The following is an 11,690-nucleotide window of genomic DNA, read 5'->3' on the forward strand; positions in this document are numbered from 1 at the left end:
AAAGGTCGTCTGAAAAGTTTCAGACGACCTTTTGTCTTTCTTCCTAAACTATTTTGCAGGCGGCTTCAATTCAAACACTTCGGGATGCGCCTTAAAATATTCTACGGCGATAAATCCGCCGCCGATGATGATCACCAGGAACACCGCCATGACAATCATAGCAAGGATGAATTTATCCGAAGGATGGGCGTCGGGCTTGCGTTTATCCGCCATTATTGCATCTCCGAGAGCCAGTCGCGGGCAGTGAGAAACTCGTTCAGCCGCGCTTCGGGCGAACCTTCTTCGGGCACGTATTGATATTCGAAGCGCACCAAGGGCGGCATGGACATCAAAATGCTTTCCGTGCGTCCGCCGCTTTGCAGGCCGAACAGCGTGCCCCTGTCCCAAACCAAATTAAATTCTACATAACGCCCGCGCCGGTAAAGCTGGAAATCGCGTTCGCGTTCGCCGTACGGCGTGTTTTTGCGTTTCGCCACAATCGGCAGATACGCCCCGATATAGCCTTCGCCGACCGCCTTGATGAAATTCAGACAGGTATCGAAATCCCAGCGGTTCAAATCGTCGAAAAACAAACCGCCTACGCCGCGCGTTTCGCCGCGGTGTTTCAGGTAAAAATACTCGTCGCACCATTTTTTGAACTCGGGATAAACCGCTTCCCCAAACGGCGCGCACACGTCCCGCGCCACCGTGTGCCAATGCAAAATGTCTTCTTCAAACGGATAAAACGGCGTCAAATCAAAGCCGCCGCCGAACCACCACACAGGCTCGCCGCCTTCCGGATACGCGATAAAAAAGCGCACGTTCGCATGGCTGGTCGGCACATACGGATTTTTCGGATGAATCACCAGCGACACGCCCATCGCCTCAAACGCCGCGCCCGCCAGTTCAGGACGGTGCGCCGTCGCCGAAGCGGGCATTTTACTGCCCTTCACATGCGAAAAATTCACGCCCGCCTGCTCGAATACCGCGCCGTTTTTCAATACGCGGGTTTCGCCCACACCCAACTTGCCCGTCCATTCTTTACGCGCAAACACCGCCCCGCCGTCTTCTTGCTCAAGCGCGGCGCAGATTTGGTTTTGCAGGTTTTTCAATACGGTTAAAACGGCTTCGGTGTGCATGGCGGGTTCCTTATGGATGGGGTCGTCTGAAAACCGTATTTTAATACGGCGCGCCGAATATTTATCAGAATTGCTGAAAAACGGGATGAAACAAAGTGCGCAATCTCTCAAAAGGTCGTCTGAAATCTTGGATTTAAGCTTTCAGACGACCTTTTTTGCGCTTAATACTGTTTGCGCCTCGTCTGAAAAAATGCCTGTAAAACGGCTTTGCATTCGTCTTCCAAGATGCCGCCTTTGATTGCCGTGTGCTTGTTCAGCAGCGGGTTGGCAAACAGATTGACAACGCTGCCTGCCGCGCCGGTTTTCGGTTCTGCCGCGCCGTAGATGACGCGGCGGACGCGGGCTTGGATGATGGCGGAGGCGCACATGGCGCAGGGTTCGAGCGTGATGTAGAGGTCGCAGCCGTCGAGGCGGTAGTTTTGGAGGGCGGCACCTGCGGCGGCAAGGGCGCGGATTTCGGCGTGGCGGCTGATGTCGTGGTCGCTGACGCAGGTGTTGTGGGCGGCGGCGATGATTTGGTTGTTGGAGACGACGACCGCGCCGACGGGGATTTCGCCGATGCTGGCGGATTGTTCTGCCTGCGTCAAGGCAGCGCGCATGAAGGTTTCCATTTCAGACGACGTGGGGAAAACGGCGACGGGCGGATGGTTTTTAAGGGCTTGTTCCAAAGCGGTTTTCTGCGTTTGCGGTAGGTCTTGCGGTTTGATGCCGAGCAGCAGGGCTTCGAGTTGCCAAAGCGTGCTGCGGGTAACGGTCAGTCCGGCGGCTTTGAGCAGCAGGAATGCTTGAACAGAACCGGTTTCGCGCAGCTCCTCTACGCTGCGGATGCCGAGGGCTTGCAGGGCGGCTAAGGTTTGCGGGGCGACGGGCGGCGTGGTCAACAGGGTCGGCATAGCGTTTTAAATTTGGAAATGGCGGCGCACGAGTGCTAAGGTCGTCTGAACGTGGTTGCCGTCAGTGTAGGGGTCGATGCTGTGCGCTAATGGGATTTTGCGCAGCCAAGTGAGTTGGCGCTTGGCAAGCTGGCGGGTGGCGGCGATGCCTTTTTCGACAAAGGTGTCGTAATCGGTCAAACCTTCGAGGTAATCCCATGCCTGCCGGTAGCCGACGCAGCGCATGGCGGGCATGTCGGCGGTCAGCTCGGGATATTTTTGGCGCAGGGCGCGCATTTCGTCGATGAAGCCTTGTTCCAGCATTTGCGTGAAACGGCGGGCGATGTTTTCGTGCAGCAAGGCGCGGTTTTCGGGAATCAGGGCGGTGGTGCAAAGGTCGAGCGGCGGGGTGTAGTCGGCTTTTTCGGCAAAATGCGCGCTTAAGGGCTTGCCGGTCAGGCGGTACACTTCCAAAGCACGTTCGATACGTTGGCTGTCGTTCGGTTTCAGACGACCTGCGGTTTCAGGGTCTATGGTTTGCAGGCTTTGATACAGATGCACCAAGCCGTATTGTTGTTTTTCTTCCTGCAACCGGGCGCGCACGGCGGCATCGGCTTCGGGCAGGTCGTTCAAGCCTTCGGTCAGCGCGTGGAAATACATCATCGTGCCGCCGACAATCAAAGGCAGCCTGCCGCGCGCGCGGATTTCCTCCGCCAGCCGCACGCAGTCGCCGACAAACTCCGCCGCGCTGTAAGACTCCGTCGGCGGGACGATGTCGATAAGGTGGTGCGGCACGGCATCAAGCTCGGCTGCCGTCGGCTTTGCCGTGCCGATGTCCATATCGCGGTACACCAGCGCGGAATCGAGGCTGATGATTTCAACCGGCAGGGCTTCGGCGATTTTCAAGGCAAGGGCGGTTTTCCCGCCGGCAGTCGGGCCGAGTATGGCAAAGGCTTTTGGGGTGTCCATATCAAAAGGGGCTTGGGGAAACGGACGGATTATAGCAAAAGGTCGTCTGAAATCATTGCTTCATTCATGATAAATATCTGTATCGACACTCGATTTCCCTCAACTTTTCTCAAACTGCAACAGGGTCGAAATATCGGCCTGCCCTAGTTTCTTTAATCTAAAGCAGGTAAAATGGCAGCCGTTGCCTGATGCGGGCAAACACCCGCACCATCCGACGAACACTACCAAAATACAATCATATATAAATAATTTAGGAGCACTAAAATGGAACATAAGCTGCCACAACTGCCTTATGAACTGGACGCATTGTCCCCACATCTGAGCAAAGAGACTTTGGAGTTCCACTACGGCAAACACCATCAAACCTACATCACCAATCTGAACAATCAAATCAAAGGTACCGAATTTGAAAACCTGCCTTTGGAAGAGATTGTGAAAAAATCTTCAGGCGGCGTGTTCAACAACGCAGCCCAAACTTGGAATCACACCTTCTACTGGCTGGGTTTCACGCCCAAAGGTCAAGGCAAACCTTCCGGCGAGCTGGCCGCCGCCATCGACGCCAAATGGGGCAGCTTCGAGAAATTCCAAGAAGCATTCTCCGCTTGCGCGGCAGGCACTTTCGGTTCAGGTTGGGCATGGCTGGTGAAAACCCCTGCCGGCGAATTGGATTTGGTTTCCACTTCCAACGCGGCAACTCCGCTGACCACTGAAAACACTCCGCTGCTGACCTGCGACGTATGGGAACACGCCTACTACATCGACTACCGCAACAGCCGCCCCAACTACCTGAAAGGTTTCTGGGAAATCGTCAACTGGGACGAAGTCGCCAAACGCTTTACTGCTTAAGTTGAACGTTTAAAATAAAAGGTCGTCTGAAATCAATTTTCAGACGACCTTTTTGTTAGGCAACGCGGTATCAAAGTTTCTTCATATAGTGGATTAACTTTAAACCAGTACGGCGTTGCCTCGCCTTGTCCTGATTTAAATTTAATCCACTATATCCGCTATTGATTTGACTTTAGCATCAGCCTCTTTTCGCTGGACGGTTTGGTTTCGAGCCGAAAGAATCGTTGGCTTTACGTTTGCCTTTGAAGCCTTCGCCGCCTTTCTTAAAGCCTTCTTTTTTGAAACCTTCGCCGCGCGATTTGCCGCCGAAGCCTTCTTTACCCGGTTTCTTATCGCCGCGCCAGCCGCCGGATTTTCTATCGCCCCAGCCGCCTTTGCCTTTCGGCTTGCCGCCTGCGGATTTACGCTTGCGGGTCGGTTCCATGCCTTCGACGGTCAGCTCAGGCAATTTACGGGCTATGTATTTTTCGATTTTGTGTACTTTGACGTATTCGTTCACTTCGGCGAAGGTAATCGCAATACCCGTGCGCCCCGCCCGTCCGGTGCGGCCGATGCGGTGGACGTAGTCTTCCGCCTGTTTCGGCAGGTCGTAGTTGATAACGTGGGTAATGGTCGGCACGTCGATACCGCGGGCGGCAACGTCGGTGGCAACCAAAATCTTGCAGCGGCCTTTGCGCAAATCCATCAGCGTGCGGTTGCGCCAGCCTTGCGGCATGTCGCCGTGCAGGCAGTTGGCGGCGAAACCTTTTTCGTACAAATCGTCGGCGATGACTTCGGTCATGGCTTTGGTGGACGTGAAAATCACGCATTGGTCGATATTGGCGTCGCGCAGGATGTGGTCGAGCAGGCGGTTTTTGTGGCGCATATCGTCGCAGTACAGCAACTGCTCTTCGATTTTGCCTTGGTTGTCCACGCGCTCGACTTCGATGATTTCAGGGTTTTTCGTCAGTTTGCGCGCCAGTTTGCCGACCGCGCCGTCCCAAGTGGCGGAGAACAATAAAGTCTGACGGTCGGTCGGGGTGGCTTCGACGATGGTTTCGATGTCGTCGATAAAACCCATGTCCAGCATACGGTCGGCTTCGTCCAAAATCAGCACTTCCAAGCGGGCGAAATCGACTTTGCCGCTTTGCATCAAGTCCATCAGACGGCCCGGCGTGGCGACAATCAGGTCAACCGGTTTGCTCAGGGCGCGTGTTTGGTAGCCGAAAGATGCGCCGCCGACGATGCTGACGGTGCGGAACCAGCGCATATTTTTAGCATACGCCAGCGCGTTTTTCTCAACTTGCGCCGCCAATTCGCGGGTCGGCGTCAACACCAACGCGCGCGGGCCTTTGCCCGGTTTTTCGCTGCGTTTGGTCAGTCGCTGCAACGTCGGCAGCAGGAAGGCGGCGGTTTTGCCGGAGCCGGTTTGCGCCGAAGCCATGATGTCGCGGCCTTCCAAAGCAAACGGAATGGCTTGCGCCTGAATCGGCGTCGGGCTTTCGTAACCCTCGCTGCGTACGGCGGACAAGATGTTTTTATCAAGGTTTAAATCGGCAAATTTAATAGACATGGCTATCCTAAAGAGACAACAACGCGCACGCCTGAACGGTTTTCAGACGACCTGAAGCAAAGGAAAGTAACAATACGGGAAATGTGAAGTTACAGGGTTGTCGCAAGCATCTTGCTTGTGGTTAACATCGACGACAACCTGCACAGAAAGGCTTGACAAATCAGCAAGCAATAAAAGAAACGCGCCCGAAACAGCGGTTTAGGTTGGAAGACGATGGCTTCGTATAAAAAGGCGAACGGCGGATAATATAGATTTTATGGACAACGGTCAAGCAAAAAGGCATCAAGTGCGTTAAAATCCAAACCCTTCCCAATCCTCATTCAGGCCGTCTGAAACCATGACCGACATCACACCCTTCGCCAACCGCATGGGCAAAAACATCAAACACCTCATGAAATGGGCGAAACGCAACGGCATCGAAGCCTGGCGTATTTACGACCGCGACATCCCCCAATTCCCCTTTGCCGTCGATGTTTACGGCGACCAAATCCACCTTCAGGAATACGATACCGGCTGGCTGATGCAGCCCGAAGAATACGAAGCGTGGCTTGCCGAAGTATTGGAAGCCGTCGCCTTCGTTACCGGTTTTGCGCCCGAACAAATCCACCTCAAGCGCCGCGAACGCCAAAAAGGCTTGCAGCAATACGAGAAAACCGGCAAAACCGGCGACGATTTCGTCATTACCGAAAACGGCCGCAAGTTTTGGGTCAACCTTGACAAATACCTCGACACCGGCCTCTTTCTCGACCACCGCAATACGCGCAAAAAAGTCGGCGAAACCGCAGCGGGCAAACGCTTCCTCAACCTGTTTTCCTACACCGGCAGCTTCACCGTCTATGCAGCCACCGGCGGCGCAACGTCCAGCGAAACCGTTGATTTGTCCAACACATATCTCGATTGGGCGAAACGCAATTTCGAACTCAACGGCATCAGCCCCGAGCAACACAAAATCGTCCGCGCCGACGTGTTCCAATACCTGCAAAACGCCGCTGCCGACGGCAAACAGTTCGACCTCATCGTCATGGATCCGCCCAGCTTCTCCAACAGCAAAAAGATGCTCGACATCCTCGACATCCAGCGCGACCACAAAAAGCTGATTGACGGCGCGATGAACCTGCTCGCTTCAGGCGGCCTTTTGTACTTCTCCAACAACTTGCGCAGCTTCGTCTTGGACGATTCGGTATCGGAACAATACGCCGTCAAAGACATTTCCAAACAATCCGTTCCCGACGATTTCCGCAACAAGAAAATCCATCAGTGTTGGGAAATCAGGCACAAAGCCTGACTGTCCTCGTCGTTGGTTGAAATACCCAACGGTTTATCTGCACAAAGGTCGTCTGAAAACTCCGTTTGGTGTTTTCAGACGACCTTTTCTCAATATAGGCAGGCATCACGCCGCCCCTTCACGGTATAATCCGCCCCATATCACTTCACAACAAGGAACACACAAGATGGATTGGAAAGGACGCGAACAGAGTCAAAACGTAGAAGACCGACGCGGCAGCAGCGGTGGAGGCGGCGGCGGTAGGACGCCCGGCATCCTCGGCATCATCGTCGTTTTGGTCGGCGCTTATTACGGCGTCGATTTGAGTGGCTTGGTCGGAACGCCTTCTATGGGCACAGGCTCAACCCAAACCTCCCAGCTCAAGCCTCAGGAAGAAGCCGAACTGAACGAACTTGCCCGCGTCGTCCTCGCCGATACGGAAAAAGCCTGGGGCAGCTATTTCAAGCAACACGGACAAAATTACACCCCGACCACGCTGGTGTTATACAACGGCGGTACATCCACCGCCTGCGGCATGGGTCAATCGGCAATGGGCCCGTTCTACTGCCCGGGCGACCAAAAAGTCTATCTCGACTTAGACTTTTATAGGGATATGCAGACCAAACTCAACTCTGCCAGCGATGCCGCGTTTGCCTACGTCATCGCACACGAAGTGGGACACCACGTCCAAAACCTGCTCGGCATTCTGCCCAAAGTCCACAGAATGCAGCAACAGGTCGGCAAAAAAGAAGCCAATGCCCTTTCCGTCAAACTCGAATTGCAGGCGGACTGCTACGCGGGCATTTGGGGGCATTACGCCGTCAACAATAATATCTTCAAAGCCGAAGACATCACCAAAGCCATGCTGGCTGCCGAATCCGTCGGCGACGACCGCCTGCAGAAAGAGGGGCAGGGCTATGTCGTTCCCGACAGCTTTACACACGGCTCGTCCGAACAGCGCATGGCATGGCTCAAACGCGGTTTGGACAGCGGCGACATCAACCAATGCAACACTTTCGGTAACTGATTGAAACCGCAGTAAATGTTATTTGATGTAACCTCCAAAGGTCGTCTGAAAGCCTTCAGACGACCTTTGCCTATGTTAGAATAAGCCCGTTTTCCATTCACAATCACAAAGGAAACCATCATGGCAAATATTGCCCGCGACATCTTCAAAGCCTACGACATCCGAGGCATTGTCGGCAAAACCCTGACCAACGAAGCCGCCTACCTTATCGGCAAAGCCATCGCCACCCGAGCCGCCGAAAAAGGCATCACCCGCATCGCACTCGGACGCGACGGACGCTTGAGCGGTCCCGAATTGATGGAACACATCCAACGCGGCTTTACCGACAACGGCATCGACGTCCTCAATGTCGGCATGGTCGCCACCCCCATGCTGTATTTCGCCGCCATCAACGAATGCGGCGGCAGCGGCGTGATGATTACCGGCAGCCACAACCCGCCCGATTACAACGGTTTCAAAATGATGCTCGGCGGCGACACCCTCGCAGGCGAAGCCATCCAAGAACTGCTCGCCCTGATCGAAGCCGACAAACTGGTTGCCTCCGACAAAAAAGGCAGCGTGACTGAAAAAGACATCTCCGGCGAATACCACAACCACATCGTCGGCCACGTCAAACTCAAACGCCCCATGAAAATCGCCATCGACGCGGGCAACGGCGTAGGCGGCGCATTCGCAGGCAAACTCTACAAAGGTTTGGGCAACGAAGTAACCGAACTTTTCTGCGAAGTGGACGGCAATTTCCCCAACCACCATCCCGACCCTTCCAAACCAAAAAACCTGCAAGATTTGATTGCCGCGCTGAAAAACAGCGATGCCGAAATCGGCTTGGCTTTTGACGGCGATGCCGACCGCTTGGGCGTCGTCACCAAAGACGGCAACATCATCTACCCCGACCGCCAGCTCATGCTGTTCGCCCAAGACGTTTTGAGCCGCAACCCCGGCGCGAAAGTCATCTTCGACGTCAAATCCACCCGCCTGCTGGCTCCGTGGATTAAAGAACACGGCGGCGAACCCGTCATGGAAAAAACCGGCCACAGCTTCATCAAGTCCGCCATGAAAAAAACCGGCGCGCTGGTTGCCGGCGAAATGAGCGGACACGTCTTCTTCAAAGAACGCTGGTTCGGCTTCGACGACGGTCTATATGCCGGCGCGCGCCTCTTGGAAATCCTGTCTGCCTTCGACAATCCGTCTGAAGTCTTGAACAGCCTGCCGCAAAGCATTTCCACGCCCGAACTCAATATCGACCTGCCCGAAGGCAGTAACGGCCATCAGGTTATCGAAGAACTCGCCGCCAAAGCCAAATTCGAAGGCGCGGCCGAAATCATCACCATCGACGGCTTGCGCGTAGAATTCCCCGACGGCTTCGGCCTGATGCGCGCCTCCAATACCACGCCGATTTTGGTATTGCGCTTCGAGGCAGATTCCGATGAAGCCATCGAGCGGATTCAAAACCAGTTTAAAGCCGTCATTGAAAGCAATCCCGCGCTGAAATGGCCGCTGTAAACAATTAACGCTTTAAAGCTCAAAAGGTCGTCTGAAAATGAGTATCCCCGCTTTCAGACGACCTTTTGTTTCGATGTTCATGCCCTTCAAACTTACTCATGGCAACACCCTATTCTTCCAAGCCAATACGCCCAAACTTCCCCATCCAAGACCTTTGACTTCCATCAAACAAAATTATCTTCTTCAAAAACGCCCGTTGTCCTTTACCCAAGAAAATAAATACGTTCACCTCCTCATCAAATACCCAAATATTGCCTATTGGATAAATACACAGCCGACACAGCAGCAAATTATTGTTCAAAACATAAAAAAATAGAGCCATTTATCTAAAAATAACCATCCAATTAACATTAAATACCAAGCATTCAAACCCACTCCAACCCATACAAAAAAATCCATGCCGTTTTCAGACGACCCCATCCCGATTAAAAGCCTATTTTCCCAAACATTTCAGGCTACTATGCACAAACAGCTTCTTACAGTATGATGGACTTTTCGATTTTGCCTTAAGCCTGCATGCGTTTCCGCAGCACAGGCGGCAGGAATCAGGCTTCCAAACAAATCCAACTTCAACTCGGAGTAAACATCATGTTGACCCAGACCCAACAGGTCGATTTGACCCTGCATCATCTCAAAGAGCGCGCCTTGGCAGAATATAGCCCCCAACAGCGTGCGACCGTCGAAGCTTCCGAAGACTGGAAACAGTTTGACAGACGTTTGAACGAGCATTTCCCCAAGCTGATGCACGAGCTGGACAACGTTTACAACGACAACGAAGCCGTCCTGCCCATGCTGGAACAACTGATTGCACAAGCATGGCAAAGCTATTCCCAACGCGACAAGTCTCTGAAAGCCATCGATGCCGCGCGTGAGAATGACCCCGATTGGATTTTGTCCAATAAACAGGTCGGCGGCGTGTGTTATGTCGATTTGTTCGCAGGCGATTTGAAAGGCTTGAAAGCCAAAATCCCTTATTTTCAAGAGCTGGGGCTAACCTATCTGCACATGATGCCCCTGTTTAAATGCCCTGAAGGCAAAAGCGACGGCGGCTATGCGGTCAGCAGCTACCGCGACGTCAATCCGGCTTTGGGTACGATAGACGACTTGCGCGATGTCATTGCCGCGCTGCACGAAGTGGGCATTTCCGCCGTCGTCGATTTCATCTTCAACCACACGTCCAACGAACACGAATGGGCGAAACGCTGCGCCTCCGGCGACCCGCTTTACGACAATTTTTACTATATTTTCCCCGACCGCTGGATGCCCGACCAATACGACCGCACCCTGCGCGAAATCTTCCCCGACCAGCATCCGGGCGGCTTCTCACAATTAGAAGACGGACGCTGGATATGGACGACATTCAATTCCTTCCAATGGGATTTGAATTACAGCAATCCTTGGGTGTTCCGCGCCATGGCGGGCGAAATGATGTTCCTTGCCAATTTGGGCGTTGACATCCTGCGTATGGACGCCGTTGCCTTTATTTGGAAACAAATGGGTACGGATTGCGAAAACCTGCCGCAAGCCCATGCCTTAATCCGCGCATTCAACGCCGTCATGCGCATCGCCGCACCTGCCGTGTTCTTCAAATCCGAAGCCATCGTCCACCCCGACCAAGTCGTACAATACATCGCACAAGACGAATGCCAAATCGGTTACAACCCGCTGCAAATGGCATTGTTGTGGAACACCCTCGCCACCCGCGAAGTCAACCTGCTCCACCAAGCCCTCTCCTACCGCCACAACCTGCCCGACCATACCGCATGGGTCAACTACGTCCGCAGCCATGACGACATCGGCTGGACGTTTGCCGACGAAGACGCATGGCAGTTCGGCATCCACGGCTACGACCACCGCCAATTCCTCAACCGCTTTTTCGTCAACCATTTCGACGGCAGCTTCGCGCGCGGCGTCCCTTTCCAATACAACCCCAACACCGGCGACTGCCGCGTCAGCGGTACTGCCGCCGCCCTGGCAGGTTTGGCGCAACATGACCCCCACGCCGTTGACCGCATCAAACTTTTGTACAGCATCGCCCTGAGTACCGGCGGCCTGCCCCTGATTTATCTCGGCGACGAAGTCGGCACGCTCAACGACGACGACTGGTCGAACGACAGCAACAAGAGCGACGACAGCCGCTGGGCGCACCGTCCGCGTTACAACGCCGAGTTGTACGAACAGCGCCACGACCCGTCAACCGCGGCAGGACAAATCTATCAAGGCCTGCGCCACATGATAGATATCCGCCAAAACAACCCGCGCTTGAACGGCGGCCGTCTGGTTACCTTCAACACCAACAACAAACACATCATCGGCTACATCCGAAACAATGCGCTGTTGGCGTTCGGCAACTTCAGCGAACACCCGCAAACCATCAGCGCGCATACCCTGCAAGCCATGCCCGCCCGCGCCAAAGACCTCATCAGCGGCGAAACCGTGGCACTGAATCAGGATTTGGTGCTGCGCCCCTACCAAGTGATGTGGCTCGAAATCGCCTGATGATTCAAGCAGCTTAAAAACACAAAGGTCGTCTGAAACT

11 protein-coding genes are annotated in these 11,690 nt (G+C 54.1%); 6 read left to right on the forward strand and 5 right to left on the reverse strand.

Annotated features, from left to right (window positions below):
* Positions 1–48: 48 nt before the first annotated feature.
* The 4 genes from H3L95_RS05960 to miaA all read right to left on the reverse strand — a co-directional run bounded on the left by H3L95_RS05960 (position 49) and on the right by miaA (position 2,959).
* The gene (locus tag H3L95_RS05960) at positions 49–213 is read right to left on the reverse strand and encodes a hypothetical protein (protein WP_003760121.1); all 165 of its coding nucleotides are present in this window, start codon (positions 211–213) and stop codon (positions 49–51) included.
* A complete protein-coding gene (gene hemF, locus H3L95_RS05965) occupies positions 213–1,118 on the reverse strand; it encodes an oxygen-dependent coproporphyrinogen oxidase (RefSeq protein ID WP_003760123.1) in 906 nt (301 codons plus the stop codon). The genes H3L95_RS05960 and hemF overlap by 1 nt, the downstream gene beginning before the upstream one ends.
* Before the next feature lie 161 nt (positions 1,119–1,279).
* Positions 1,280–2,002, reverse strand: coding sequence for a tRNA adenosine(34) deaminase TadA (gene tadA / locus H3L95_RS05970; protein WP_040668839.1), 723 nt, complete (start codon positions 2,000–2,002; stop codon positions 1,280–1,282).
* A gap of 15 nt (positions 2,003–2,017) precedes the next feature.
* Positions 2,018–2,959: a tRNA (adenosine(37)-N6)-dimethylallyltransferase MiaA gene (gene miaA / locus H3L95_RS05975; protein ID WP_003760126.1), complete on the reverse strand. Its 942-nt coding sequence runs from the start codon at positions 2,957–2,959 to the stop codon at positions 2,018–2,020.
* Positions 2,960–3,223: 264 nt separating this feature from the next.
* Between miaA and H3L95_RS05980 the strand changes: the two genes are divergently transcribed.
* Positions 3,224–3,805 carry a superoxide dismutase gene (locus tag H3L95_RS05980; RefSeq protein ID WP_003760130.1) on the forward strand — a complete coding sequence of 194 codons (582 nt, stop codon included), beginning with the start codon at positions 3,224–3,226 and terminating at the stop codon, positions 3,803–3,805.
* 178 nt (positions 3,806–3,983) lie between these two features.
* On the opposite strand, the gene H3L95_RS05985 is transcribed toward H3L95_RS05980, so the two are convergent.
* Positions 3,984–5,357 carry a DEAD/DEAH box helicase gene (locus H3L95_RS05985; protein ID WP_003760132.1) on the reverse strand — a complete coding sequence of 458 codons (1,374 nt, stop codon included), beginning with the start codon at positions 5,355–5,357 and terminating at the stop codon, positions 3,984–3,986.
* A gap of 337 nt (positions 5,358–5,694) precedes the next feature.
* On the opposite strand from H3L95_RS05985, the gene H3L95_RS05990 reads away from it, so the two are divergent.
* From H3L95_RS05990 to H3L95_RS06010, 5 genes are all read left to right on the forward strand, one after another.
* A complete protein-coding gene (locus tag H3L95_RS05990) occupies positions 5,695–6,642 on the forward strand; it encodes a class I SAM-dependent methyltransferase (RefSeq protein ID WP_003760139.1) in 948 nt (315 codons plus the stop codon).
* A gap of 166 nt (positions 6,643–6,808) precedes the next feature.
* The gene (ypfJ, locus tag H3L95_RS05995) at positions 6,809–7,648 is read left to right on the forward strand and encodes a KPN_02809 family neutral zinc metallopeptidase (RefSeq protein WP_003760141.1); all 840 of its coding nucleotides are present in this window, start codon (positions 6,809–6,811) and stop codon (positions 7,646–7,648) included.
* 120 nt (positions 7,649–7,768) lie between these two features.
* Complete coding sequence (locus H3L95_RS06000) at positions 7,769–9,151, forward strand: phosphomannomutase/phosphoglucomutase (protein WP_003760143.1); 1,383 nt, start codon at positions 7,769–7,771, stop codon at positions 9,149–9,151.
* 37 nt (positions 9,152–9,188) lie between these two features.
* On the forward strand, positions 9,189–9,467 hold the full coding sequence (locus H3L95_RS13830) for a hypothetical protein (protein ID WP_003760145.1): 279 nt from the start codon (positions 9,189–9,191) through the stop codon (positions 9,465–9,467).
* Positions 9,468–9,739: 272 nt separating this feature from the next.
* The gene (locus H3L95_RS06010; protein WP_040668843.1) at positions 9,740–11,650 is read left to right on the forward strand and encodes an alpha-amylase family protein; all 1,911 of its coding nucleotides are present in this window, start codon (positions 9,740–9,742) and stop codon (positions 11,648–11,650) included.
* The last annotated feature ends 40 nt before the right edge of the window (positions 11,651–11,690 follow it).

It is taken from the genome of Neisseria sicca (assembly GCF_014054945.1).
In the GTDB taxonomy this organism is placed as follows: domain Bacteria; phylum Pseudomonadota; class Gammaproteobacteria; order Burkholderiales; family Neisseriaceae; genus Neisseria; species Neisseria sicca.

What these genes read in the sequence shown, in the direction of transcription:
- H3L95_RS05960 (WP_003760121.1), bottom strand. Translation starts at nt 213, where the DNA reads ATGGCGGATAAACGCAAGCCCGACGCCCATCCTTCGGATAAATTCATC.
- hemF (WP_003760123.1), bottom strand. Translation starts at nt 1,118, where the DNA reads ATGCACACCGAAGCCGTTTTAACCGTATTGAAAAACCTGCAAAACCAA.
- miaA (WP_003760126.1), bottom strand. Translation starts at nt 2,959, where the DNA reads ATGGACACCCCAAAAGCCTTTGCCATACTCGGCCCGACTGCCGGCGGG.
- H3L95_RS05980 (WP_003760130.1), top strand. Translation starts at nt 3,224, where the DNA reads ATGGAACATAAGCTGCCACAACTGCCTTATGAACTGGACGCATTGTCC.
- H3L95_RS05985 (WP_003760132.1), bottom strand. Translation starts at nt 5,357, where the DNA reads ATGTCTATTAAATTTGCCGATTTAAACCTTGATAAAAACATCTTGTCC.
- H3L95_RS05990 (WP_003760139.1), top strand. Translation starts at nt 5,695, where the DNA reads ATGACCGACATCACACCCTTCGCCAACCGCATGGGCAAAAACATCAAA.
- ypfJ (WP_003760141.1), top strand. Translation starts at nt 6,809, where the DNA reads ATGGATTGGAAAGGACGCGAACAGAGTCAAAACGTAGAAGACCGACGC.
- H3L95_RS06000 (WP_003760143.1), top strand. Translation starts at nt 7,769, where the DNA reads ATGGCAAATATTGCCCGCGACATCTTCAAAGCCTACGACATCCGAGGC.
- H3L95_RS13830 (WP_003760145.1), top strand. Translation starts at nt 9,189, where the DNA reads ATGAGTATCCCCGCTTTCAGACGACCTTTTGTTTCGATGTTCATGCCC.
- H3L95_RS06010 (WP_040668843.1), top strand. Translation starts at nt 9,740, where the DNA reads ATGTTGACCCAGACCCAACAGGTCGATTTGACCCTGCATCATCTCAAA.